The following is a 25,033-nucleotide window of genomic DNA, read 5'->3' as shown; positions in this document are numbered from 1 at the left end:
CGTCCCTACCGTCACCGGGCAGCATATTCAGAGACACGCCCCACATTCACGTAGCAGAACGGCTCGCACTCCTTCGACGGGAAGGCACCCCCATGCGCACCCGCACACTGCTCCCCGCCCTGCTGGCCACGGTGCTGGCCACCAGCGGTCCGGACCTCACCTCCGCCACCACGGCCGGCGCCGCCACGGTCGTCGACGTGAGCACCGCCGCCGAGCTCAAGGCGGCCTTGGCCGCCGTGGTCCCCGGTGACACCGTCCGGCTCGCCGACGGCACGTACACCGGCAACTTCAAGGCGACCGTGCCCGGCACCCCCTCCGCCCGGATCACCCTCATCGGCTCGTCGGGGGCGGTCCTCACGGCGAATGGAGGCTACGGGCTGTACCTCAATGGGGCGTCGTACTGGACCGTCCAGGGCGTGACCGTCACCGGCGGCCAGAAGGGCATCGTGGCCGACGCAGCGAACGGCGTCGTCATCGACTCGGTGACCGTGCACGACCTGGACATGGAGGGCGTGCACTTCCGCAGGTCGAGCGCGGACGGCGTCATCAGGAACTCGCGGATCCACGACACGGGGCACGACGGCCGCGGCATGGGCGAGGGCGTCTACGTCGGCACGGCCGGTGACCTCACCGACCGGAGCGACCGGGTGCAGATCATCAACAACACGATCGGGCCGGGCGTCGGCGGCGAGAACGTCGACATCAAGGAAGGCACCACCGGAGCGAGCATCATCGGCAACACCTTCGACGGCAGCGGGCTGACCGGCGCCAACTTCGACGACTCCTGGGTCGATGTGAAGGGCAACGACGTCCTGGTCGACGGCAATACGGGCTCCCGGACGACCAACAACGGCTACGAGACCCACACCCAGCAGAGCGGCTGGGGCTGCGGCACCGTCTTCCGCAACAACACCTCGGACCTGTCCGGCGCCACCGGCGACAAGCAGATCGCCTTCAACATCACCAACTTCGGCGCGAGCTGCCCGGCCACCGTCCACAGCAGCAACACGGTCACCGGCGGCAAGGGCCTGACCAACATCGCCGTCACGCCCTGACCCCGGCTACGGAAACGAGTGAGGCCCGCTCCCCGAAGGGAGCGGGCCTCACTGTCAGCTACTGCAGCCGATGACCGGCCGGAGGGTCAGAGCGTCAGCTCTGGCCGCCCGCCAGCTTCTCGCGCAGGGCAGCCAGGGCCTCGTCCGACGCCAGCGCGCCGGACGTGTCCGCGGACTCCGAGGAGTACGAACCGCCGCCGGCACCGGAGGCAGCCGGGGTGCCACCGGCCGGGGCGGCAGCGCCCTCGGCAGCAGCGGCCTCGTCGGCCTCGCGGGACTTGATGACCTGGGCGCGGTGCTGCTCGAAGCGCTCCTGCGCCTCGGCGTACTGCGTCTCCCACACCTCGCGCTGGGTCTCGTAGCCCTCGAGCCAGTCGTTGGTCTCGGGGTCGAAGCCCTCGGGGTAGATGTAGTTGCCCTGGTCGTCGTAGGACGCGGCCATGCCGTACAGGGTCGGGTCGAACTCGACCGAGGCGGCGTCGGCACCGAAGGCCTCGTTGGCCTGCTTCAGCGAGAGGCTGATGCGACGGCGCTCGAGATCGATGTCGATGACCTTGACGAAGATCTCGTCGTTGACCTGGACGACCTGCTCCGGGATCTCCACGTGGCGCTCGGCCAGCTCGGAGATGTGGACCAGACCCTCGATGCCCTCGTCGACGCGCACGAACGCACCGAACGGAACGAGCTTCGTGACCTTACCGGGAACGACCTGCCCGATCTGGTGCGTACGGGCGAACTGCTGCCACGGGTCTTCCTGCGTCGCCTTGAGCGACAGCGAGACGCGCTCGCGGTCCATGTCGACGTCGAGAACCTCGACGGTGACTTCCTGGCCGACCTCGACAACCTCGGAGGGGTGGTCGATGTGCTTCCAGGAGAGCTCGGAGACGTGCACGAGACCGTCGACGCCACCGAGGTCCACGAACGCACCGAAGTTGACGATCGAGGAGACGACGCCGGAGCGGACCTGGCCCTTCTGCAGGGTCGTGAGGAAGGTCTGACGGACCTCGCTCTGGGTCTGCTCGAGCCAGGCACGGCGGGACAGGACCACGTTGTTGCGGTTCTTGTCCAGCTCGATGATCTTCGCCTCGAGCTCCTTGCCCACGTAGGGCTGAAGGTCGCGGACACGACGCATCTCGACGAGCGACGCCGGGAGGAAGCCGCGGAGGCCGATGTCGAGGATGAGACCACCCTTGACGACCTCGATGACGGTACCGGTGACGATGCCGTCTTCTTCCTTGATCTTCTCGATGGTGCCCCAGGCACGCTCGTACTGAGCGCGCTTCTTCGAGAGGATCAGGCGGCCTTCCTTGTCCTCCTTCTGGAGAACCAGGGCCTCGATCTCGTCGCCGACCTTGACGACCTCGTTCGGGTCGACGTCGTGCTTGATCGAGAGCTCGCGGCTCGGGATGACGCCTTCGGTCTTGTAACCGATGTCGAGGAGAACCTCGTCCCGGTCAACCTTGACGATGACACCGTCAACGATGTCGCCGTCGTTGAAGTACTTGATCGTCTCGTCGATCGCCGCGAGGAACGCGTCCGCGTCGCCGATGTCGTTGACCGCAACCTGCGGAGTGGTGGCGGTGGTCTCGGTGCTGCTCGTCATGTGGGAAAGGGCTCCGGTACGGACAGTGAGTCGTAGGTACTGCTACGCCGAGAGCCCGTATCGCCTCTGCAGAAGCCGGACAGCCGAGGAAGCGCCCGACCCGGCGAGCGGGAGGCGCCTCGTGAACCGAGGGGACATGCAACAGACGCAAGCGCGGCCTGCTAGGTCTGAGGCGCGCAGGCTCGCAGCGCAACTTGTAGCATACGGGGGCAGCCGGGCATGGTCAATGCGCGAAGGCGCACACCCGGGGCAGATGGCCCCAAACCCGACACAATTCATGTTCCCCGAGGCCACATCGGCCCCGGCCGTGTTGCGTGAGCACGGTTCCGTACCCACTGGTGCCCCCCAGGTACGTACCGCGCGCAACGGGGTGAAGGCAAACTACAACGACGGACACGATGAGCCAAGAGATCTACGCCACCGAACCGGAAGCGACTCGCCGCAGCGCCGGGGAAGCGGAGAGCAGCCGGGCCAGTCGCGGCTGGTGGGACCGGAACGCCGACGAGTACCAGAGCGACCACGGCGCCTTCCTCGGCGACGACCGCTTCATCTGGGGTCCGGAGGGTCTCGACGAGGCCGACGCGGGACTGCTCGGCCCGGCCGGGTCGCTGAGCGGCCTGGACATCCTGGAGATCGGCGCCGGCGCGGCGCAGTGCTCGCGCTGGCTGGCCGCCCGCGGCGCCCGCCCCGTCGCCCTCGACCTCTCGCACCGCCAGCTCCAGCACGCGCTGCGGATCGGCGACGAGGTTCCGCTGGTGGAGGCCGACGCCGGGAGGCTGCCGTTCCGGGACGGCTCCTTCGACCTCGCCTGCTCCGCCTACGGTGCGGTCCCGTTCGTCGCCGACCCCGTCCAGGTCTTCCGCGAGGTGCACCGGGTGCTGCGGCCGGGCGGCCGCTGGGTCTTCTCCGTGACGCACCCGATCCGCTGGGCGTTCCCGGACGAGCCGGGGCCCGAGGGCCTGTCGGTCGCCGCCTCGTACTTCGACCGCACTCCGTACGTCGAACAGGACGAGCAGGGCAACGCCGTGTACGTCGAGCACCACCGGACGGTGGGCGACCGGGTTCGGGACGTGGTGGCCGGCGGGTTCCGGCTGATCGATCTGGTCGAACCGGAGTGGCCCGACTGGAACCACCAGGAGTGGGGCGGCTGGTCCCCGCTGCGCGGAAACCTGATCCCGGGCACCGCAATCTTCGTCTGCGTACGGGACTGAGCCCCGGCCGGCGCGGCTGAGCCCCGGCCGTACGCGACCGGGGCTCCCTCCGTACGGGACCGGGCACCCGTCGTACGAGACTGGGGGCGTGATCCGTACCGACGCCCTCGACCGGCTGCCCGTCCGAACCGCCGTCCCCGCGCTCCGGCGGGCGCTCGACGACCGGGGTGTCGCGGTGCTCTGCGCACCGCCCGGCACCGGCAAGACGACGCTCGTCCCGCTGGTCCTCGCGGGCCTGGTCGGCGGTGGCCCCGCACGGCGCGTGGTGGTCGCCGAGCCGCGCCGGATCGCTGCCCGCGCGGCGGCCCGGCGGATGGCCTGGCTGCTGGGTGAGCAGGCCGGGCAGCGCGTCGGGTTCACGGTGCGCGGGGAGCGTGTCGTGGGGCGCGACACGGTGGTGGAGGTCGTGACCACCGGCGTGCTCCTGCAACGGCTCCAGCGCGACCAGGAGCTCGCCGGGGTCGATGCGGTGATCATCGACGAGTGCCATGAACGTCATCTGGACGCGGACACCGTCGCCGCGTTCCTCCTCGACGTGCGCGAGGCGATCCGGCCCGATCTGCGGCTGGTCGCCGCGTCGGCGACCACGGACGCGGAGGGCTGGGCCCGGCTGCTCGGCGATGCGCCGGTGGTCGAGGCGCAGGGCGTGTCGCACCCGGTCGACGTGGTGTGGGCGCCGCCGGTGCGGCCGGTGCGGCCACCGCACGGGATGCGCGTCGATCCGGCGCTGCTGACGCATGTTGCCGCGGTGGTGCGCCGGGCGCTGGCCGAGCGGGACGGCGACGTGCTGTGCTTCCTGCCGGGTGTCGGTGAGATCGGCCGGGTCGCGGGGCAGCTGGCGGGGGTGCCCGCCGAGGTGCTGCAGGTGCACGGGCGGGCTCCGGCGGCGGTGCAGGACGCCGTGCTGGCGGGCTCGTCGGAGGGGCGCCGGGTGGTCCTGGCCACCTCCGTCGCGGAGTCGTCGCTGACGGTCCCGGGGGTGCGGATCGTCGTCGACTCCGGTCTGGCCAGGGAGCCCCGCACCGATCACGCCCGCGGGCTGAGCGCGCTGACGACCGTACGGGCCTCGCAGGCGGCGGGAAGGCAGCGGGCGGGCCGGGCGGGGCGTGAGGCGCCGGGGGCGGTGTACCGGTGCTGGGAGCAGGCGGAGGACGCGCGGCTGGCCCGGTTCCCCTCGCCGGAGATCAAGGTGGCCGATCTGGCGGCGTTCGCGCTGCAGGCGGCGTGCTGGGGCGATCCGGATGCTTCGGGGCTGGCGCTGCTGGATCCGCCGCCGGCCGGGGCGATGGGTGCGGCCCGCGAGGTGCTGGCGGCGGTCGGCGCGGTGGACGCGGACGGCCGGGTGACCGACCGGGGCGTACGGATGTCGCGACTCGGCCTGCATCCGCGGCTCGCCCGCGCGCTGCTGGACGGTGCGCCGGAGGTCGGCGGGCGCCGGGCGGCGGAGGTGGTGGCGCTGCTGAGCGAGGAGCCGCCGCGGGAGTACGGGGACGACCTGGCGGCCGCACTGCGCACCGCCCGTCGGGGCGGGGACGGCTATGCGGCGCGCTGGCGGCAGGAGGTGCGGCGCCTGTCGTCGTCCCTGGAGGGCAGCCGCGAGGGGTCCGGTACGGACGATGCCGCCGCCGGCCTGGTGGCCGCGCTGGCGTTCCCCGAGCGGGTGGCACGGGCCCGTGGCGAAGGAACGTTCCTGATGGCTTCGGGGACGGGCGCGGGGCTGCGGGACGGTTCGCGGCTGCGCAGTGCACCCTGGCTGGCGGTCGCCGTCGCGGACCGCCCGGCGCACGCGGCGTCCGCCCGGGTGCGGCTCGCCGCCGTCATCGACGAGGACACCGCGCGGCTGGCCGCCGGACACCTGCGGTTCCTGGGTGAGGAGGTCCGCTGGGCGGACGGCGATGTGGTGGCGCGCGCGGTGGAGCGGCTGGGCGCGGTCGAGCTGTCGGTGCGGGCACTGAAGCAGCCCGAGCCCGATCTGGTGCGGGCGGCGCTGGTGGACGGGCTCGGGGTCGAGGGACTCGGGCTGCTGCGCTGGTCCCGGGAGACCGGACAGCTGCGGGAGCGGCTGGCCTTTCTGCACCGGAAGCTGGGCGCCCCCTGGCCGGATGTGTCGGACGGGGCGCTGCTGGCCCGTACCGAGGAGTGGCTGGAGCCGGAACTGTCCCGGGCCCGGCGCCGCTCCGACCTGGCGCGCATCGACGCCGGGCAGGCACTGCGGCGGCTCCTGCCGTGGGCGACCGGTGAGGCGGCCCGCCTCGACGAGCTGGCGCCGGAACGGATCGAGGTGCCGAGCGGGTCGCGGATCCGGGTGGAGTACGGCGGCGAGCAGCCCGTGCTGGCGGTGAAGCTCCAGGAGCTGTTCGGCCTCACCGAGACGCCGGAGGTGGCCGGGGTGCCCGTCCTCGTCCATCTGCTCTCCCCCGCGGGCCGCCCGGCGGCGGTCACCGCGGATCTGGCGTCGTTCTGGCGGGACGGATACCGGGCGGTGCGGGCGGAGCTGCGCGGCCGCTACCCGAAGCACCCGTGGCCGGAGGACCCGACGACGGTCGCGGCGACGCGCCACACCTCGGCACGGCTCAAACGGGAGTAGGTGCCGGATCCGGGGCAGGTGCGGCCGCGGGCTCCGGAGCATGGCCCCCGGGCCGCCGGGACCGCGCCTCCAGCCAGAGCGCGAGGGCGAGCAGAAGGGCCGCGAGCAGCAGGAAGCCCCACGGCAGGTACGAGGTGAGCAGCAGGATCAGCACCCGCTGGGACTTCACCAGGGCGACGGTGTACTCGATGTAGTCCTCGCGCATCTTCACGTGCCCGGCGAACGCGGTGACCGTGTCCTGGGACATACCCATCGCCTTCGCGTTGCGCAGCTCCTCCTTGTGGATCTCCTCGCCGTTGACGGGTGCACCGGTCACCGGGTCGACCCAGAACATCCGCTTGGTGGTGTACCAGCGGGTCATGCCCGTACGGGCGACCTGCTCGGCGGTGACGCCCTTGATCGGCATCTTCTTCGGCATGGGGACCTTGGTCCACGGGATGGTCTGCTCGAAGTAGTAGACGTCCATGCCGCGGAAGGTGCGGGTGCCCTTGTAGTGGATGGGCGAGGTGGTGCGGCTCTGGGCGTCGAAGTACTCGTAGTCGCGCTTCTCGGTGAGGAACGGCCATTTGAACTCGATGCCCTCGCGCGTGACGGGATCGCCGTCGACCATTTCGCCGGTGGCGTGGACCGGCGCCTGGCTGTGCGCGTCGAAGATGTACCGCTCGGGGATCTCCGAGACCATCTTGCCGTTCGGGTCGACGACGTAGCTGAGGCCGTCCCAGACGACGACATCGCGGCCGGCGGTGCGCCCGATCTTCTCGGACTCCTCCACGTTGCCCTTGAGGGTCTGCACGATGGTCACCTTGGGGACCTGCTTGACCTTCATGCCGTCGTTGTAGTCGAGGAGGGTGGCGGGCTTCGCCTCCAGCACCATCTCCTGGTACTGGCTCGGCGGGATCTTCGCCAGCCTCGGGAAGGCGTACCAGCGCAGCAGGGGCGACAGGGCGGCGAAGAACACGGCGAAGGCCAGGAGTACGAGGCCGGCGCGGCGGCGCATGGCGCCCTCCCTCTACTTCTTGGGGCCGGGGACGGTGGTCAGCAGGGGTTTGGGCGAGGTCTCGCCGGGAGGTGCGCCGATCGCGCTGACGGTGAGCACGAGGGCGAGGGCCGCGGCCAGCCCGATGGCGGCGGCGATGACGGCACGCATGCTCGGCCTCCCGGAAAGCACAGATCTGATGGAGCGTCAGGATTGGGGCACCGTAGCAACGCGGGCGCGAGATGAGAACACGTGGAACAGCCCCTGTGCCGGGTGGTGGCACAGGGGCTGTTCGGTGAGGCCGTGCGGACCCGCGGGTCCGTGTGTCCCCGGGGGCTGCGGTCAGGCGGCGGGGGCCTCGACCGTGAGCTCGATGACGACCGTCGCGCCGCCCTCGGTGGTCAGGCGGAGCTTGTACGTGCCTGCGGTGTCGTCGGCGTAGATCTTCGGGAGCACCAGCGAACCGTCGGCATCGGTCGTCAGACCCGTCAGGGTGCGGACGGTGTTGCCCTCCGCGTCCTTGAAGTACGGGCCCTTGTCGTTCTCGGCCGGCTCGTCCGCGTCGGTGATCATCGTGGCGGTCACGGCGACACCGGACGCCACGGCGCCCTTGTAGGTGGCCTTGACCGCGACCGCATCGGCGAACTCCGCGCCGGGGGCGGCGGTCAGCGCCTTGTCGTCGGTCCTGGCGATCGCGTCGGCCTGCCGGGCGGTGACGGTCGCCGTGTACGTGGCGCCGGGCAGCGAGCGGCCGGTGGCGGCCGCCCGGACCGTGAACTCACCCGTCGTCCCGCCCGCTTGCAGCACCGGGGCCGTCACCGTGCCGTCGGCGCCGGTGACCAGGGTGACCGCGGTCTTCCCGCCCGCGAAGGCGGCGTCCGTGTCACCGACGACGGTGAACGTCACGGACACCTTGGCGAGCGGGCCGCCGAGCCTGTTCTTCGCCCGCACCGTGATCCGCTCGGCGAACGCGTCGCCCGCGGTGGCGGTCAGCGCACCGGTCCCCGCGTTCTCCACACCGGCGAGGGTCTCGGAGGGCGAGGGCGCAGGCGTGATGGTCGGGGGCTTGGGCGTCGGGCCGGTGGAACCGCCGCCCGGCTTCGACGGCTCGGTGCTCGGCTTCGAACTCGCGGGCGGCGTCGGCGTCGGGGACGGCGAACCGCCGGTGTCCGGGATCGGATCCGAACCGCCGTCGAGGGGCGGCGGGACGACACCGGTGCCGTCGGGGATCTCGTGCGTGCCGCGCCTGTAGTAGTCGAACCAGGAGCGGACCGTGCGGAGGTACTCGCTCGAGTGGTTGTAACTGAGGACCGCCCGGTCCAGATCGGCCGCGACCGCCAGGTCGCGGGAGCCGGCGCAGAGATAGCGACCGGCGGCCAGCGCCGCGTCATAGATGTTGTTGGGGTCCTTGCGGCCGTCGTCGTTGCCGTCCTGGCCCCAGGTCTCCCAGGTCGACGGGATGAACTGCATCGGGCCGACCGCACGGTCGTGCGTCGCGTCCCCGTCGTACGCCCCGTTGTCGGTGTCCTTGATCATCGCGAAGCCCCGGCCGTCGAGGACCGGGCCGAGGATCGGGGAGAACGTGGTGCCGTTCGCGTCGACGCGGCCGCCGCGGGCCTGACCCGACTCGACCTTGCCGATCGCGGCAAGGAGCTGCCACGGCAGACGGCAGGCCGCGTCGCTGCTCGCTATGGACTGCTGGGCCTTCTTGTACGCGGCCAGGACCGAGGCCGGTATGCCGGACTCCGCGGTGCCGGTGAGCGGCAGATTGGTCGACGTACCGGGCTTGTTGGGGGTGACCAGCGGGGGCAGGTCCGTGTAGTACGGCGAGTTGCCCGTGGCAGCGGAGTCGTCGGACGGTGCCGATCCGGACGTGCGGCCCTCGCCTCCGCCGTCCGACGCCAGCACGGCGCCGGGGCCCTGAGAGGCGGAAAGCGCAGCCACGGCAAGCGCGGCCACCGCAGTGGTGGTCGCCCCTCGGCGCAGTCGGCGGCCGAATTGCGCTGCCATACGTATGGTCCCTCCCCATCGACGGCTGCCTGCGCTCCCCAGCGCAAGGACTCAGGCGACCCTACGGCAACTTGCGCCGCCCGAACACAGGGGTCCGGCCGATTGTTGCCGGTATTTCATGTTCCGGACTGCAAGTTGTCCGACAGGCGTCGGACGTGCGCCGGATCTGTACGGGTGTGCTCGCGCATACTGCGACCATGCCGTTCACCCTCAGCCATGCCGCAGCCGTCCTGCCGGCCGTCCGCCGCAGCGGCACCGCGCGCGGGCCGTTCTTCGCTTCGGCGCTCGTCGCCGGTTCGTTCGCCCCCGACATGACGTACTACGCGGATACGGCGATCCCGGGCGCGATGGAGTTCGGGACGGTCACCCATGCGGTATGGGGCGTGTTCACGGTGGATGTCCTGATCACCGCGGCCGTGGTGGCCCTGTGGCTGCTGCTGCGCGAACCACTGGTGGCACTGCTGCCGCAGCCCTGGCAGGGGCGTGTGCACACCTTCGTACGCGGCGAGCGGCGCGGCCCGTGGGGGGTGCGCGACGGTGCGTGGTTCGTGCTGTCGGCGGTCGTCGGGGCGGGCACCCATGTCGTGTGGGACGCGTTCACCCATCACGACCGGTGGGGCACCCGGCTGGTGCCGGTGCTGGGCGAGAGCGCCGGCGGTTTTCCGGTGTTCCAGTGGGTGCAGTACGGCAGTTCGGCGGTGGCGCTGACCGTGCTCGCCTGGTTCACCGTGTCCGGGCTGCGGCGGACCGGGGCGCGTCCGGCCCCGGTGTCCGTACCGGTCCTCGACCGCAGGGCGCGGTGGTGCGCGGGCGCCCTGCTGGGCGCCTGCGTCCTGCTCGGCACCGTCCACCGGTGCGCCCGCTGGTACGCGTACTTCGGGCACATCGACACACCGCTGGACATCATCCCGACCGCCTGCTTCGGTGCCGGGGCCGGGCTCGCGGCCGGACTGGTGCTGTACGGGACGTGGATACGGCTCCGCGTACGCAAGCAGAACCGGCCGCCCGCCGCCGGGACCGGGGAGCCCGGGCGCCGGACGGACCTGGTGTCGAGCCCGCCCGGCCGCTGAGGACCGTACGACTGCCGCAACCGTCCCGCTCGCGTCAGTGCGCGGCGGACTCCCAGTCCGCGCCGACACCGACCGACACATCGAGCGGGGCGCGCAGCTGCACCGCCGTCGACATCTCGTGGCGGACGATCTCCTCCACCTGCTTGCGCTCGCCGTTGGCGATCTCCAGCACGATTTCGTCGTGGACCTGGAGCAGCATCCGCGACGCCAACTGCGCCTCGGTGAGCGCCCGGTCGACGTGGAGCATGGCGACCTTGACGATGTCCGCCGCCGTGCCCTGGATCGGTGCGTTCAGCGCCATCCGCTCAGCGGTCTCGCGGCGCTGCCGGTTGTCGCTGTTCAGGTCCGGGAGGTAGCGGCGGCGGCCGAAGACCGTCTCCGTGTAGCCGGTGGCCCGGGCCTCCTCCACCACCCGGTGCAGATAGTCACGGACTCCGCCGAACCGCTCGAAGTACGTGTCCATCAGTCCGCGCGCCTCGCCCGCCTCGATGTTCAGCTGCTGCGAGAGACCGAACGCGGAGAGCCCGTACGCGAGCCCGTAGCTCATGGCCTTGATCTTGCGGCGCATCTCCGGGTCGACCGCGGACTTGTCGACGCCGAAGACCTGCGAGGCGACCGTGGTGTGCAGGTCCTCGCCGGACGTGAACGCCTCGATCAGGCCCGCGTCCTCCGACAGGTGGGCCATCACCCGCAGTTCGATCTGGCTGTAGTCCGCCGTCATCAGCGTCTCGAACCCCCCGCCGACGACGAAGCCGCGCCGGATCGCCCGGCCCTCGTCCGTGCGGACCGGAATGTTCTGCAGATTGGGGTCGGTCGACGAGAGCCGGCCGGTCGCCGCCACCGTCTGGTTGAACGTTGTGTGGATGCGCCCGTCGGCCGCGATCGTCTTGACCAGGCCCTCGACCGTCACCCGCAGCTTCGCCTGCTCGCGGTGGCGCAGCATGATCAGCGGCAGCTCGTGCTCCGTCTGCACGGCCAGCCACGCCAGCGCGTCCGCGTCCGTCGTGTAACCCGTCTTCGTCTTCTTCGTCCTGGGCAGACCCAGCTCGCCGAAGAGGACCTCCTGGAGCTGCTTGGGCGAGCCCAGGTTGAACTCGCGGCCCACCGCCCCGTGCGCCTCCTTCACCGCCTGCTGCACGGCGCCGGCGAACTGCTGCTCCATGGACTCGAGATGCTCCCGGTCGGCCGCGATGCCGTGCCGCTCCAGGCGGGCCAGCAGCGCGGACGTCGGCAGCTCCATGTCGTGGAGCAGCCCGGCCGCACCGACCTCCTCCAGCCGGGCGGTGAACGCCTCCCCGAGGTCGAGGATCGCGCGGGCCTGCGCCATCAGCGCCTCGGCCTCGGCTTGGTCGTCCGCCCCGAACGCCAGCTGCCCGTCCGACGCAGCCGCCGGGGCCAGCTCGCGGCCCAGGTACTCCACCGACAGCGCGTCCAGCGCGAAGGAACGGCGGCCGGGCTTGACGAGGTACGCGGCCAGCGCCGTGTCCATCGCGACGCCGCCGACCTGCCAGCCGTGCTCGGGGAAGACCCGCATCGCGCTCTTCGCGTTGTGCATGACCTTCGGCCGCCCGGCGTCCGCGATCCACGCGGCGAACGCCTGCTCGTCCGACGCGTCGAGCCGCGCCGGGTCGAACCACGCCGCCGCCCCGCCGCCGGCGGCCAGTGCGACCTCCATGACACTGCCGGTGCCCAGCGCCCAGGTGTCGACCGTGGCGACACCGAGCGGCTGCCCGCCGTGCTCGGCCAGCCACGGCGCGAGCTCGCCCGCACCCAGCACCGCACCGTCCAGCTCGATGCCCGCGGCCGGCGCCGGGGCCTCGGCCTCCTCGGCCCCCGGGTCCACGGCGAGCAGCCGTTCACGCAGGCTCGGGTTACGGATCTCCAGAACATCGAGCACACCCGTGACCGCCGAGCGGTCGTACGGCGCACGCTCCAGGTCCTGCGGGGTCTTCGGCAGCTCCACGTCGCGGACCATCTCGGTCAGCCGGCGGTTCAGCTTCACCGACTCCAGATGGTCCCGGAAATTCTGCCCGGCCTTCCCCTTGACCTCCTCGGCACGCGCGACGAGGTCGTCGAACGAACCGAACTGGTTGATCCACTTCGCCGCCGTCTTCTCCCCGACGCCCGGAATCCCCGGCAGGTTGTCCGACGGGTCCCCGCGCAGCGCCGCGAAGTCCGGGTACTGCTGCGGGGTCAGCCCGTACTTCTCCTCGACCTTCTCCGGGGTGAAGCGCGTCAGCTCCGAGACGCCCTTCGTCGGGTACAGCACCGTGACGTTGTCCGTGATCAGCTGGAACGAATCCCGGTCACCGGTGACGATCAGCACCTCGAAGCCGGCCGCCTCGGCCTGCGTCGCCAGCGTGGCGATCACATCGTCCGCCTCGAAACCGTCGACCGCGAAACGATCGGCGTGCATGGCGTCCAGCAGCTCGCCGATGAGCTCGACCTGTCCCTTGAACTCGTCCGGCGTCTTCGAACGGGTCGCCTTGTACTCCGGGAACTCCTGCGACCGCCAGGTCTTGCGCGAGACGTCGAAGGCCACCGCGAAATGCGTGGGCGCCTCGTCGCGCAGCGTGTTCGCCAGCATCGACGCGAAGCCGTACACCGCATTCGTCGGCTGCCCCGCCCCCGTCGTGAAATTCTCCGCAGGCAGCGCAAAGAACGCCCGGTACGCCAGGGAGTGCCCGTCCATCAGGAGCAGGCGCGGTCGGTTGTCTGCCGTCTTCTTCGATGCCGTCTCAGCCACGCCCCCGATCCTGCCACGGCCCACTGACAATCCGGACCGCACACGGTCGCCGAGCACACGCCCCGCCGCGCGTGACACGATTTGGAACAGGAACCAAGGACACGCACACACGCAGCGACACCGCGCAGGTTCGCAGCTGGCTCGAAGAGGAGCACAATGGCCACCAAGCCGCCCACCGGTGACCCGGTCCAGGACGCACCGCACGTCGCGCCGGCCCAGCACGCCGCCGCCGGGATTCCCGCCGTTGCCCACAGCCTGCGCATAGCCCAGCAGCAGATGGGCGTGCGCCGCGCCGCCCGGACCCTCCTGAAGGTCAACCAGAAGGACGGCTTCGACTGCCCCGGCTGCGCCTGGCCCGAGGGCGACAAACGGCACACCGCCGAATTCTGCGAGAACGGCGCCAAGGCCGTCGCCGAAGAAGCCACCCTGCGCCGCGTCACCCCCGACTTCTTCGCCGCGCACCCCGTCGCCGACCTGGCCACCCGCAGCGGGTACTGGCTCGGCCAGCAGGGCCGCATCACCCAGCCGATGTACCTGCCCGAGGGCGCCGACCGGTACGAAGCGGTGACCTGGGAACGCGCCTTCGAGATCATCGCCGGGGAACTGCGCGCCCTCGGCTCCCCCGACGAGGCGCTCTTCTACACCTCCGGCCGCACCAGCAACGAGGCCGCGTTCCTGCTCCAGCTCTTCGCCCGCGAATTCGGCACCAACAACCTGCCGGACTGCTCCAACATGTGCCATGAGTCCTCCGGCTCCGCACTCATGGAGACCATCGGCGTCGGCAAGGGCAGCGTCTCCCTCGAGGACCTCCACCACGCCGACCTGATCATCGTCGCCGGACAGAACCCCGGCACCAACCACCCCCGGATGCTCTCCGCCCTGGAGAAGGCCAAAGCCGCAGGCGCCAGGATCATCTCGGTCAACCCGCTGCCCGAAGCCGGGCTGGAACGGTTCAAGAACCCCCAGACCCCCCACGGCATGATCAAGGGCACCGCCCTCAACGACCTGTTCCTGCAGATCCGCATCGGCGGCGACCAGGCCCTCTTCCGGCTCCTCAACAAGATGATCCTGGAGACCGAAGGCGCCGTCGACGGCGCATTTGTCACCGAACACACCCACGGGTTCGAGGAGTTCGCGGCCGCCGCCCGCGCCGCCGACTGGGACGAGACCCTCACCGCCACCGGCCTCGACCGCGCCGCCATCGAGCAGGCCCTCACCATGATCCTCGCCTCGAAGCGCACCATCGTGTGCTGGGCCATGGGCCTCACCCAGCACAAACACTCCGTCGCGACCATCCGCGAAGTCGTCAACTTCCTTCTGCTGCGCGGCAACATCGGCCGTCCCGGCGCCGGAGTCTGCCCCGTCCGCGGCCACTCCAACGTCCAGGGCGACCGCACCATGGGCATCTTCGAACGGCCCGCACCCGAATTCCTCGACGCCCTCGACAGGGAATTCCACATCACCTCACCGCGCCACCACGGCTACGACGTCGTCCGCTCCATCCAGGCCCTGCGCGACGGCGACGCCAAGGTCTTCTTCGCGATGGGCGGCAACTTCGTCGCCGCCACCCCCGACACGGCCGTCACCGAAGCAGCCATGCGCCGCGCCCGCCTCACCGTCCACGTGTCGACCAAGCTCAACCGGTCGCACGCCGTCACCGGCCGCCGCGCACTGATCCTGCCCACCCTCGGCCGCACCGACAAGGACATCCAGGCCGGCGGCAAGCAGTTCGTCACCGTCGAGGACTCCATGAGCAAGGTCCACGCCTCCCGCGGCAACCTCACCCCCGCAAGCCCCCACCTGCTCTCCGAACCCGCCATCGTCGCCCGCCTCGCCCGCGCCGTCCTCGGCCCCGGATCCACCACCGAATGGGAAGAGTTCGAGAAGGACTACGCCACGATCCGCGACCGCATCTCCCGCGTCGTGCCCGGCTTCGAGAACTTCAACGCCCGCGTCGCCCACCCGGACGGCTTCACCCTCCCGCACGCCCCCCGCGACTCCCGCCGCTTCCCCACCGCCACCGGCAGGGCCAACTTCACCGCGGCGCCCGTCGAATACCCCGAACTCCCCGAAGGCCGGCTGCTGCTGCAGACCCTGCGCTCCCACGACCAGTACAACACCACGATCTACGGCCTCGACGACCGCTACCGCGGCATCAAGGGCGGCCGCCGCATCGTCATGGTCAACCCCGACGACGCCCGCACCCTCGGCCTCGCCGACGGCGCCTACAGCGACCTCGTCAGCGAATGGAAGGACGGCACCGAACGCCGCGCCCCCGGCTTCCGCATCGTCCACTACCCCACCGCCCGGGGCTGCGCCGCCGCCTACTACCCCGAGACCAATGTGCTGATCCCCCTCGACTCCACCGCCGATACCAGCAACACCCCCGCCAGCAAGTCCGTCGTCATCCGCTTCGAGAGCACCCGGAGCCGGAACATCCCGGAACAGGACATCCAGGAAGAACCGGCACCCACGACCCGCTAAGCGTTCGCTCAGTCGTCTGATAAGAACAGTGCACACAGCAGTAGAGCCATGAACCACCGCAGACGATCGGAGCCGGACCCCATGGGCGAGCACACCGCACCCAAGTTCCCCCAGGAGATCATCGACGAGTACGCCGCCCTCGGCGTCGACCTGCCCGCCCTCTTCTCCGCGGGCCACCTCGGCGAACGCATGGGCGTCCAGATCGTCGAAGCCTCCGCGGACCGCGTCGTCGGCACCATGCCCGTCGAAGGCAACACCCAGCCCTACGGCCTGCTGCACGGCGGCGCATCCGCCGTCCTCGCCGAGACCCTCGGCTCCGTCGGCAGCATGCTCCACGGCGGCGCCACCAAGCTCGCCGTGGGCGTCGACCTGAACTGCACCCATCACCGAGGGGTACGGAACGGACTCGTCACCGGCGTCGCCACCCCCGTACACCGCGGCCGCTCCACCGCCACGTACGAGATCGTCATCACCGACGAACAGGACAAGCGGGTCTGCACCGCCCGCCTCACCTGCCTGCTCCGCGACGCCCCCAAGCCGGCCGCCGCCTGACCCACCACGCAACCCGACGGCACCCGCACCACCGCACCACCACCTCACTGCCCGGCCGGCGCACACCCCGCGCACCGGCCGGGCAGTGGCGCGTCCAGGCCCTCCCTGCGCATGGGCCCACCAGCCGCGCACGACCCGTTGCGTGACTGCCCGTGACGACCTAAATTGCCTGCATGCGCCACGCGTCGCACCGTCCGGCCGTGCTCACCCTCGCCGCGCTCCTCACCGCCGCGGCCCTCTCCGGCTGCTCCGACCCCCCTCGCGATCCGGCCGCACAGCCCAGCACCCCCGCCGACATCTGCACCCGCCTGGTCACCTATTGGGCTCTCGAAACCCTCAAGGGCAGTTCACAGTCCGGCATCGACTGGGAGCAAAAAGGTCTCTCCAACGAGCAGTACGCCCTTCACGAGAACGTGGTCACAGCCGCCCGAATCGAGCAAAAACGCCATGGCACAGCCGCCGCACAGAAACTGATCGAACGCCAGACGCGCGAGCGGTGCACCGCCCAGCACGGCGCCACCGGAAGCTCCGAGAACTGGCGTCCGCCAACCCGAGCCACACCGGACCTCCGCCGCAGGAGCCCACAACCTCCGCATCCCAGCTCTTGACGCGAACCGGACCACTCACCCCCGCACCACCCGAAGCCGAACCCCTTTCCCCGCACATAACACTCCGTAACAAGGGCGCAATAGGGAATCAAGGTGGCGCAACCCAACCCATGCATGCCGAAGACCCCGTCCCGACCCGCCCGGCGCACCACCCTGTGACAGCACCATGATCGCTCCAAGCCCCTTAACCGAACTGCGCGTTCTCAGCATGTGGTCATCGGCGCCCCTACGAAAAGCCGCACATCACCCCCTCGGACTCACCCATGGCATAACAAGACAGTCACATCCTTCCGTTCCCTGGTCCCGTACCCCTCCACCTCCGCTTAGAGTCACGGCCAGTCACCGCGCCGCCGGGCGCGACTGAGATCGCGACGCTTCCACGCACCAGCACGGCCCGGCGAGTGCAACGGCACCTCAGCAGAGGGGGCCGCGCCTGGGAAAGGATTCACCGTGCGACACCGTTCCTTGCTCATTCTCACCGCTGTGATGACCACCGGTGCTCTTACCTTGACCGCTTGCGGTTCGCGCGACGACAACAAGAGCAGCGGCGACAAGAACACCACCGTGATCATCGGCGTGGACGCCCCGCTCACGGGCTCGCTCTCCGCCCTCGGCCAGGGCATCAAGAACTCCGTGGACCTCGCCGCCAAGACGGCGAACAAGAACAAAGAAGTCCCCGGCGTCACCTTCAAGATCCAGGAAATGGACGACCAGGCCGTACCGGCCACCGGCCACCAGAACGCCGTGACGCTCGTCGCCAACAAGGACGTCCTCGGCGTCGTCGGCCCGCTGAACTCCGGTGTGTCGCAGTCGATGCAGAGCGACTTCGCCAAGGCCCACCTCACCCAGGTCTCGCCGGCCAACACCAACCCGGCGCTCAGCCAGGGCGACAACTGGGGCAGCGGCGACCTCAAGCGCCCCTTCGACACCTACTTCCGTACGGCCACCACGGACGTCATCCAGGGCCGCTTCGCCGCGCAGTACTACTACAACGACGCGAAGAAGCGGAAGGTCTACGTCGTCGACGACAAGCAGACCTACGGCGCCGGCCTCGCAGCCATCTTCTCCAAGGAGTTCGAGCGCCTGGGCGGCAAGGTCGTCGGCACCGACCACGTCACGGTGAAGGAGACCGACTTCTCCAGCACCGCCGACAAGGTCAAGAACTCCGGCGCCGACTCCGTCTACTTCGGCGGCCAGTACCCCGAGGGCGGCCTCCTCTCCGACCAGATCAAGAAGGCCGGAGCGAAGATCCCCGCCATGGGTGGCGACGGCATCTACGACCCCGCCTTCATCTCGGCGTCCGGCGTCGCCAACGACGGTGACCTCGCCACCTCGGTCGGCTACCCGGTCGAGCAGCTCGACACCGCCAAGAAGTTCATCGCCGACTACTCCGCAGGCGGCTACAAGGACCCCTACGCGGCCTACGGCGGCTACTCCTACGACGCCGCCTGGTCCATCATCCAGGCCGTCAAGGCCGTCGTCGCCGAAAACGACGGCAAGCTGCCCGACGACGCCCGCGCCAAGATCACCGAGGCCATGGCCAAGGTCTCCTTCGACGGCGTGACCGGCAAGGTCGCCTTCGACGAGTACGGCGACACCACCAACAAGCAGCTCACCGTGTACGAGGTCAAGGGCGGCAAGTGGGAGTCCGTGAAGAGCGAGACCTTCAAGGACTGACCACCGCAACACCCCGCACGACCCGCACGACTTGAACCAGACCGCGCGAGGGCGCAAACAGCGCCCTCGCGCGGTGTCATATCCGACACGCTCATCGGAGGCCTGCGGTGCACGAACTGCCGCAAACGCTGGCCAACGGCCTGACCCTCGGTGCCCTCTATGGCCTCATCGCCATCGGCTACACCATGGTGTACGGGATCGTCCAGCTCATCAACTTCGCCCACGGCGAGATCTTCATGATCGGGGGCTTCGGCGCCCTCACCATCTACCTCTGGCTCCCCAGCGGAACAGCCCTGTGGATGGCCATCCCGCTCATGCTCATCGGCGGCGTCATAGCCTCGGTGGCCATCGCCACCGCCGCCGAAAGATTCGCCTACCGGCCACTGCGCACCGCGCCCCGCCTGGCCCCGCTGATCACCGCAATCGGTCTCTCCATCGCACTGCAGCAGATCGTCTGGGGCTTCTACCCCGACGCCAAGAAGGCCCGCAGCTTCCCCGAATTCACCGGCGACGCCTTCAAGATCACCGACAACCTGCAGATCCAGCGCGCAGACCTCTTCCTCCTCGTCGCCGCACCTCTGTGCATGCTCGCCCTCGGCGTCTTCGTCGCCAAGAGCCGCTCCGGCCGCGCCATGCAGGCCACCGCACAGGACCCCGACACCGCCCAGCTCATGGGCATCAACACCAACCGCATCATCGTGATGGCCTTCGCCATCGGCGCCGCCTTCGCCGCGGTCGCAGCGGTCTCCTCCGGCCTCAAGTACGGCCAGATCAACTACGAGATGGGCTTCATCGCCGGCCTCAAGGCCTTCACCGCAGCCGTCCTCGGCGGCATCGGCAACATCTACGGCGCCATGCTCGGCGGCGTCGTACTCGGCCTCGCCGAAGCCCTCTCCATCCAGTACATCCAGGACATCCCCGGGATGGACAAGCTCGGCGGCGGAGCCTGGGCCAACGTCTGGGCGTTCGTCCTGCTCATCGTCGTCCTCCTGGTCAGGCCACAAGGCCTGCTCGGCGAACGTGTCGCGGACAGGGCGTGATACCCATGACAAACACTCACGAGACCACCCCCGTCATCCCGCTCCCCGAGGCCGGCGCACGACTCGCCACCACCATCGGAGCCATCGCCACCCTCGCGAGCACCTTCCTCGCCTGGACCTGGACCGACGAATTCCCCGGCGACCTCACCGTCACCGGCTACCCCGGCGGCCTCCAGGTCATCACCCTCGTCGGCGCCGCCCTCACCCTGCTGTTCGCCCTCGCAGGCCACGGCGCACGCGGCCTCTGCTGGCTCAACCCCGCAGGCAGCAACAACGCCCTGCTACTCATCGCACTCGGCACCTTCGGCACCACCTGGTACACCGTCATCGCCATCGCCCAGGAACTCGGCGGCATCGCCAACCTGGAACCCGGCGGATTCGTCGCCGCGGCAGCCTCCCTCATCACCCTGCTCGCCGCACTCGGACTGCCGCTCCACCGCGACACCGACCCCACCGCCGGCGGCCTCAAGAAGGCGCTCGCCGCAGTCTTCGGCATCGGCAGCACCAAACTCGCCCGGCCCAAAGCACTCCCCTCCTGGGCCCAAATCCTCGTCATCGCCGCCGCATTCGCCATCGGCCTGTTCGTCGCCTCCTACGGACTCCAGGCCGAAAGCGAACAATTCGTCGGCTTCCTGATCCTCGCCGCCTTCGGCGTCGCCACGCTCTCCCGCTCCGGACTGAGCGCCCGCCTCAAGGCACTCACCACCGAACACCGCAAGGTCACCGTCATCGCCGCCTTCGCGGCAGCCGCGGTCTTCCCGTTCACCCAGAACACCGACCAGTTCACCCTCCTCGCCGTCAGCATCCTGATCTTCGCGACCGTCGCCCTCGGCCTCAACGTCGTCGTCGGCCTCGCCGGACTGCTCGACCTCGGATACGTCGCCTTCCTCGGCGTAGGCGCCTACACCGCCGCCCTCGTCTCCGGATCGACCGCCTCAACCTTCGGCGTCCACCTCCCGTTCTGGGCCGCCGCCCTCACCGGCGCCGCCGCATCGCTGATCTTCGGCGTCCTCATCGGCGCCCCCACCCTGCGACTGCGCGGCGACTACCTCGCCATCGTCACCCTCGGCTTCGGAGAAATCTTCCGAATCACCATGGGCAACCTCGACGGCACCTCCGGCCCCAGCGTCACCAACGGCCCCAACGGCGTCCCCAACATCCCCGACCTCAAATTCTTCGGATACGACTTCGGGGCAGAACACACCATCGGCGGCTTCACCCTCGGCTCCTACGCCAACTACTTCTGGCTGATGCTGCTCTGCACGGCACTCGTCGTCACGATCTTCGCCCGCGCAGGCAACTCCCGCATCGGCCGCGCCTGGGTCGCCATCCGCGAAGACGAAACAGCCGCCACCGCCATGGGCATCAACGGCTTCCGCGTCAAACTCATCGCCTTCGCACTCGGCGCCACCCTCGCCGGCCTCGCCGGCACCGTACAAGCCCACGTACAGCACACCGTCGTCCCCGAGATGTACGTCTTCGCCGGACCCGTACCGCCCAGCTCCGCGTTCCTCCTCGCCGCCGTCATCCTCGGCGGCATGGGAACCATCACCGGACCCCTGCTCGGCGCCACACTGCTGTACGTCATCCCGACCAAACTGCAGTTCCTCAACGACTACCAGCTGCTCTTCTTCGGCCTCGCGCTCATCCTCCTGATGCGCTTCCGCCCCGAAGGAGTCGTCGCCAACAAGCGACAGCAACTCGAATACCACGAGAACGACCCCATCGACGTACCAGAACCACGGCAGTCCGAAGAAACCGGCGCCGGCATCGCCAAGGCGGGGGCGTGACAGCCGAAATGACCACCGACACCATCACCGAAGGCACCCCCAAGACCGGCACCCCCGTCCTTGAGGCCACCGGAGTCACCATGCGATTCGGCGGACTCACCGCCGTACGCAACGTCGACTTCACCGTCAACGCAGGCGAAATCGTCGGCCTCATCGGCCCCAACGGCGCCGGCAAGACCACCTTCTTCAACTGCCTCACCGGGCTCTACGTCCCCACCGAAGGCACCGTCAGCTACAAGGGCTCCGTACTCCCGCCCAAACCACACCTCGTCACCAAAGCCGGCGTGGCACGCACCTTCCAGAACATCCGGCTCTTCGCCAACATGACCGTCCTGGAAAACGTCCTCGTCGGCCGCCACACCCGCACCAAGGAAGGCCTCTGGTCGGCCCTCCTGCGCGGCCCCGGCTTCAAAAAAGCCGAAGCCGCATCCCACGCCCGCGCCATGGAACTCCTCGAGTTCATCGGCCTCCAGGACAAAGCAGACCACCTCGCGCGCAACCTCCCCTACGGAGACCAGCGCAAGCTGGAAATCGCCCGCGCCCTCGCCAGCGACCCCGGACTCCTCCTCCTCGACGAGCCCACCGCCGGCATGAACCCCCAAGAAACCCGCGTCACCGAAGAACTCATCTTCGCCATCCGCGACCAAGGCATCGCCGTCCTCGTCATCGAGCACGACATGCGCTTCATCTTCAACCTGTGCGACCGCGTCGCCTGTCTCGTCCAAGGCGAAAAGCTCGTCGAAGGAACCTCGGAAGTCGTCCAGAGCGACGACCGCGTCATCGCCGCCTACCTCGGCACCCCCTTCGAAGGCGCCCCCGGCGCCGAAGAAGTCGCCGAAGTCGAGGCCGCCGAAGCCTCCGGAGCACAGAGCAACACCAGCACGGAAGGAAACGCCCAGTGACCGCACTGCTCGAGGTCGAAGACCTCAAGGTCGCCTACGGCAAGATCGAAGCCGTCAAAGGCATCTCCTTCACCGTCGAAGCCGGCCAGGTCGTCACCCTCATCGGCACCAACGGCGCGGGCAAAACCACCACCCTGCGCACCCTCTCCGGCCTCCTCAAGCCCACCGGCGGCCAAATCCTCTTCGAGGGCAAACCACTCACCAACATCCCCGCCCACAAAATCGTCGCCCTGGGCCTCGCCCACTCCCCCGAGGGACGCCACATCTTCCCCCGGCTGACGATCGCCGAAAACCTCCAACTCGGAGCATTCCTGCGCTCCGACAAGGCAGGCATCCAAAAGGACATCCAGCGCTCCTACGACCTCTTCCCCATCCTCGGGGAACGCAGGAAGCAGGCCGCAGGCACCCTCTCCGGCGGCGAGCAGCAGATGCTCGCCATGGGACGCGCACTCATGTCCCAGCCCAAACTGCTCATGCTCGACGAGCCCTCCATGGGCCTCTCGCCGATCATGATGCAGAAGATCATGGAGACCATCGTCGAACTCAAGGCGGCGGGCACCACGATCCTGCTCGTCGAGCAGAACGCCCAAGCAGCCCTCTCCCTCGCGGACCAGGGCCACGTCATGGAGGTCGGCAACATCGTCCTCTCCGGCACCGGCGCAGACCTCCTCCACGACGAATCCGTCCGCAAGGCCTACCTCGGCGAGGACTGACCCACCGCACCACACGGATGAGGCCCGCACCCCGATCCATCCGGGGCGCGGGCCTCATCCGTACAAACCCAGCGACTACGCGCCGTCCCTCGCCGCCCGCTTCTTCTCCTCGGCATCCTCGATCAACGCCTCGGCAAGCTGCTGCATCGACAACCGACGATCCATCGACGTCTTCTGAATCCACCGGAACGCCGCCGGCTCCGACAACCCGTAATCCGTCTGCAGAATGCTCTTCGCCCGATCCACCAGCTTCCGCGTCTCCAGCCGCTGCGCAAGATCCGCAACCTCGGACTCCAGCGCCTTCAGCTCCGCGAACCGCGACACCGCCATCTCGATCGCCGGCACCACATCGCTCTTGCTGAACGGCTTCACGAGATACGCCATCGCACCGGCGTCCCGGGCCCGCTCCACGAGATCACGCTGCGAGAACGCCGTCAGCATGAGAACGGGCGCGATGGACTCCTCGGAGATCTTCTCCGCAGCGGAGATGCCGTCGAGGATCGGCATCTTCACATCGAGGATGACGAGGTCCGGCCGGTGCTCCCGGGCCAGCTCGACCGCCCTCTCGCCGTCACCGGCCTCGCCGACGACCGCGTAGCCCTCTTCTTCGAGCATCTCTTTGAGGTCGAGGCGGATGAGCGCCTCGTCCTCGGCGATGACGACGCGGGTCGTCAGCGGCGGGACGTGCGACTTGTCGTCGTCGGCGACGGGCTGGGGCGACTCGGGCGTGGTCACGGGGCTCCTCGTATAAGGGCAGTGCTGCTGCGAAAGCAGCCTACCTACCTGCTGCGCGCTTCTGTCACCAGGTACACTTCTGACCGGCTACTAAGCCGGGTTGGCGCAACTGGCTGACGCGGAGGTCTCAAACACCTCTGTCCGAAAGGACATGTGGGTTCGAATCCCATACCCGGCACTACTCCACAATGCGGATGTTCACGTTCTCGTGAACATCCGCTCTTTGCTACTCATGGCCACCACTCGTCACACAAGGTGGTCATGTGAACTTCCACGGCATAGAGGTGCGCCAGAAGGCGCTCAACCTCCTCCGGTCCGGCGCAAAGAGCGCGGACGTCGCACGTCAGCTGAATGTGCCTCGCGGCACCGTCTCGTACTGGCTCCACGTTGATCGCTCCAAGCGGGGCGAGTGTCCGGGGTCACACAACCCGAAGTGTCATCGGTGCGACGGCGTCGATCTCGACACAATCGCCTATTCGTACCTCCTGGGCCTGTACCTGGGTGACGGCCATGTAAGCCAGCATTCGCAGCATCGAGTGCCCAACCTCATGATCACTCTCGACGACTCCTGGCCCGGCATTCAGGACGAGGCCGAGGCCGCGATGCGCAAGGTGTTCCCGGCCAATGCCACCTGCCGGGTCCGTAAGACGGGTTGCCACAACATCAAGGTCTACTCGAAGCACCTTCTCTGCCTCTTCCCACAGCACGGGCGCGGTAAGAAGCACGAACGCGAGATCGCGCTGGAGCCCTGGCAGCAGAGGATCGTCGATGCGAACCCCTGGGCATTCATCCGGGGGCTCATCCACTCCGATGGCTGCCGGATCACGAACTGGACAACCCGCATCGTGGGTGGCGAGCGAAAGCGCTACGAGTACCCGAGGTACTGGTTCACCAACGTCTCGGACGACATCCGGAGGCTCTACACCGACACCCTCGACAAGCTGGGCGTCGAGTGGAAGCACTGCACGCGCGCAGGCAAGAAATACAACATCTCCGTCGCCCGACGGGCGTCCGTCGCCCTCATGGACGCTCACGTCGGGCCGAAGCACTGACGACCGATTTCGTGAAAGTCCCACGAGATGCTCGGACCATGAGGTCGGCGACGGTGGCGAAGGCACGAAGCAAGCCGGATCGGGCGTGGTGCCGGGCGGGTATCTGTATCGCGCGGACGGTGGACTGATCACGGTGTGGGTCATGAGGTGCCCGCGCGGCACCAGGTTCAGGACGGCGCGCGCGGCCACGCTGACGTGGGGCCCCCGTCGGTGCCGATGGGG

The 25,033-nt window shown here is 69.3% G+C and carries 19 protein-coding genes and 1 tRNA gene; 14 read left to right on the top strand and 6 right to left on the bottom strand.

Features of this window, described 5'->3' with window-relative positions; translation table 11 throughout:
- Nucleotides 1–92: 92 nt before the first annotated feature.
- On the top strand, nt 93–1,055 hold the full coding sequence (locus OG878_RS29435; protein WP_328889575.1) for a right-handed parallel beta-helix repeat-containing protein: 963 nt from the start codon (nt 93–95) through the stop codon (nt 1,053–1,055).
- Between the two features lie 94 nt (nt 1,056–1,149).
- Here the strand turns inward: OG878_RS29435 and rpsA are convergent, their stop codons facing one another.
- Entirely contained in the window at nt 1,150–2,658 is a 1,509-nt protein-coding gene (gene rpsA, locus OG878_RS29430) for a 30S ribosomal protein S1 (RefSeq protein ID WP_328889574.1), read from the bottom strand.
- Nucleotides 2,659–3,056: 398 nt separating this feature from the next.
- Between rpsA and OG878_RS29425 the strand changes: the two genes are divergently transcribed.
- Complete coding sequence (locus OG878_RS29425) at nt 3,057–3,869, top strand: class I SAM-dependent methyltransferase (protein WP_328889573.1); 813 nt, start codon at nt 3,057–3,059, stop codon at nt 3,867–3,869.
- A gap of 88 nt (nt 3,870–3,957) precedes the next feature.
- On the top strand, nt 3,958–6,456 hold the full coding sequence (gene hrpB, locus OG878_RS29420; protein WP_328889572.1) for an ATP-dependent helicase HrpB: 2,499 nt from the start codon (nt 3,958–3,960) through the stop codon (nt 6,454–6,456).
- Here hrpB and OG878_RS29415 read toward each other — a convergent pair.
- The 3 genes from OG878_RS29415 to OG878_RS29405 form a co-directional block, all read right to left on the bottom strand.
- The gene (locus OG878_RS29415; RefSeq protein WP_328889571.1) at nt 6,443–7,453 is read right to left on the bottom strand and encodes a DUF3068 domain-containing protein; all 1,011 of its coding nucleotides are present in this window, start codon (nt 7,451–7,453) and stop codon (nt 6,443–6,445) included. The two genes, hrpB and OG878_RS29415, sit on opposite strands and share 14 nt — an antisense overlap.
- 12 nt (nt 7,454–7,465) lie before the next feature.
- Nucleotides 7,466–7,603 carry an SPW_0924 family protein gene (locus OG878_RS29410; protein ID WP_328889570.1) on the bottom strand — a complete coding sequence of 46 codons (138 nt, stop codon included), beginning with the start codon at nt 7,601–7,603 and terminating at the stop codon, nt 7,466–7,468.
- Nucleotides 7,604–7,774: 171 nt separating this feature from the next.
- Entirely contained in the window at nt 7,775–9,442 is a 1,668-nt protein-coding gene (locus OG878_RS29405; RefSeq protein ID WP_328889569.1) for a lytic transglycosylase domain-containing protein, read from the bottom strand.
- A 197-nt stretch (nt 9,443–9,639) separates the two neighbouring features.
- Between OG878_RS29405 and OG878_RS29400 the strand changes: the two genes are divergently transcribed.
- Nucleotides 9,640–10,512: a DUF4184 family protein gene (locus OG878_RS29400; RefSeq protein ID WP_328889568.1), complete on the top strand. Its 873-nt coding sequence runs from the start codon at nt 9,640–9,642 to the stop codon at nt 10,510–10,512.
- A 34-nt stretch (nt 10,513–10,546) separates the two neighbouring features.
- Here OG878_RS29400 and polA read toward each other — a convergent pair whose 3' ends face one another.
- Nucleotides 10,547–13,258 carry a DNA polymerase I gene (gene polA / locus OG878_RS29395; protein ID WP_328889567.1) on the bottom strand — a complete coding sequence of 904 codons (2,712 nt, stop codon included), beginning with the start codon at nt 13,256–13,258 and terminating at the stop codon, nt 10,547–10,549.
- Nucleotides 13,259–13,414: 156 nt separating this feature from the next.
- Here polA and OG878_RS29390 point away from each other — a divergent pair, with 156 nt between their 5' ends.
- The 8 genes from OG878_RS29390 (at nt 13,415) to OG878_RS29355 (ending at nt 23,024) form a co-directional block, all read left to right on the top strand.
- Nucleotides 13,415–15,742 carry an FdhF/YdeP family oxidoreductase gene (locus OG878_RS29390; protein WP_328889566.1) on the top strand — a complete coding sequence of 776 codons (2,328 nt, stop codon included), beginning with the start codon at nt 13,415–13,417 and terminating at the stop codon, nt 15,740–15,742.
- An 81-nt stretch (nt 15,743–15,823) separates the two neighbouring features.
- The gene (locus OG878_RS29385) at nt 15,824–16,294 is read left to right on the top strand and encodes a PaaI family thioesterase (RefSeq protein ID WP_277325612.1); all 471 of its coding nucleotides are present in this window, start codon (nt 15,824–15,826) and stop codon (nt 16,292–16,294) included.
- A gap of 173 nt (nt 16,295–16,467) precedes the next feature.
- Nucleotides 16,468–16,902 (top strand): hypothetical protein, encoded by a 435-nt coding sequence (locus OG878_RS29380; protein WP_328889565.1) that lies wholly within the window; start codon nt 16,468–16,470, stop codon nt 16,900–16,902.
- A gap of 450 nt (nt 16,903–17,352) precedes the next feature.
- Nucleotides 17,353–18,579, top strand: coding sequence for a branched-chain amino acid ABC transporter substrate-binding protein (locus tag OG878_RS29375; RefSeq protein WP_328889564.1), 1,227 nt, complete (start codon nt 17,353–17,355; stop codon nt 18,577–18,579).
- 107 nt (nt 18,580–18,686) lie between these two features.
- Nucleotides 18,687–19,619, top strand: coding sequence for a branched-chain amino acid ABC transporter permease (locus OG878_RS29370; protein ID WP_328889563.1), 933 nt, complete (start codon nt 18,687–18,689; stop codon nt 19,617–19,619).
- 5 nt (nt 19,620–19,624) lie between these two features.
- On the top strand, nt 19,625–21,409 hold the full coding sequence (locus OG878_RS29365; RefSeq protein ID WP_328889562.1) for a branched-chain amino acid ABC transporter permease: 1,785 nt from the start codon (nt 19,625–19,627) through the stop codon (nt 21,407–21,409).
- A gap of 8 nt (nt 21,410–21,417) precedes the next feature.
- Nucleotides 21,418–22,311, top strand: a complete 894-nt coding sequence (locus OG878_RS29360) for an ABC transporter ATP-binding protein (protein ID WP_328891422.1) — start codon at nt 21,418–21,420, stop codon at nt 22,309–22,311.
- Entirely contained in the window at nt 22,308–23,024 is a 717-nt protein-coding gene (locus tag OG878_RS29355; protein WP_328889561.1) for an ABC transporter ATP-binding protein, read from the top strand. The genes OG878_RS29360 and OG878_RS29355 overlap by 4 nt, the downstream gene beginning before the upstream one ends.
- 75 nt (nt 23,025–23,099) lie before the next feature.
- Here the strand turns inward: OG878_RS29355 and OG878_RS29350 are convergent, their stop codons facing one another.
- Nucleotides 23,100–23,759, bottom strand: coding sequence for an ANTAR domain-containing response regulator (locus tag OG878_RS29350; RefSeq protein ID WP_328889560.1), 660 nt, complete (start codon nt 23,757–23,759; stop codon nt 23,100–23,102).
- 94 nt (nt 23,760–23,853) lie between these two features.
- Here OG878_RS29350 and OG878_RS29345 point away from each other — a divergent pair.
- A tRNA-Leu gene (locus OG878_RS29345) sits at nt 23,854–23,937 on the top strand.
- 85 nt (nt 23,938–24,022) lie between these two features.
- Nucleotides 24,023–24,811 carry a helix-turn-helix domain-containing protein gene (locus tag OG878_RS29340; RefSeq protein ID WP_328889559.1) on the top strand — a complete coding sequence of 263 codons (789 nt, stop codon included), beginning with the start codon at nt 24,023–24,025 and terminating at the stop codon, nt 24,809–24,811.
- Nucleotides 24,812–25,033: the final 222 nt, after the last annotated feature.

The organism is Streptomyces sp. NBC_00316 (genome assembly GCF_036158715.1).
Taxonomy (GTDB): Bacteria; Actinomycetota; Actinomycetes; order Streptomycetales; family Streptomycetaceae; genus Streptomyces.
The sequence above is the reverse complement of the archived record's forward strand: the minus strand, read 5'-3'. Positions and strand labels throughout refer to the sequence as shown.

Coding starts and splice junctions, on each gene's coding strand:
- OG878_RS29360 (WP_328891422.1), top strand. CDS start 21,418: ATGACCACCGACACCATCACCGAAGGCACCCCCAAGACCGGCACCCCC.
- OG878_RS29435 (WP_328889575.1), top strand. CDS start 93: ATGCGCACCCGCACACTGCTCCCCGCCCTGCTGGCCACGGTGCTGGCC.
- OG878_RS29385 (WP_277325612.1), top strand. CDS start 15,824: ATGGGCGAGCACACCGCACCCAAGTTCCCCCAGGAGATCATCGACGAG.
- rpsA (WP_328889574.1), bottom strand. CDS start 2,658: ATGACGAGCAGCACCGAGACCACCGCCACCACTCCGCAGGTTGCGGTC.
- OG878_RS29415 (WP_328889571.1), bottom strand. CDS start 7,453: ATGCGCCGCCGCGCCGGCCTCGTACTCCTGGCCTTCGCCGTGTTCTTC.
- OG878_RS29365 (WP_328889562.1), top strand. CDS start 19,625: ATGACAAACACTCACGAGACCACCCCCGTCATCCCGCTCCCCGAGGCC.
- OG878_RS29380 (WP_328889565.1), top strand. CDS start 16,468: ATGCGCCACGCGTCGCACCGTCCGGCCGTGCTCACCCTCGCCGCGCTC.
- OG878_RS29425 (WP_328889573.1), top strand. CDS start 3,057: ATGAGCCAAGAGATCTACGCCACCGAACCGGAAGCGACTCGCCGCAGC.
- OG878_RS29405 (WP_328889569.1), bottom strand. CDS start 9,442: ATGGCAGCGCAATTCGGCCGCCGACTGCGCCGAGGGGCGACCACCACT.
- OG878_RS29410 (WP_328889570.1), bottom strand. CDS start 7,603: ATGCGTGCCGTCATCGCCGCCGCCATCGGGCTGGCCGCGGCCCTCGCC.
- OG878_RS29390 (WP_328889566.1), top strand. CDS start 13,415: ATGGCCACCAAGCCGCCCACCGGTGACCCGGTCCAGGACGCACCGCAC.
- OG878_RS29400 (WP_328889568.1), top strand. CDS start 9,640: ATGCCGTTCACCCTCAGCCATGCCGCAGCCGTCCTGCCGGCCGTCCGC.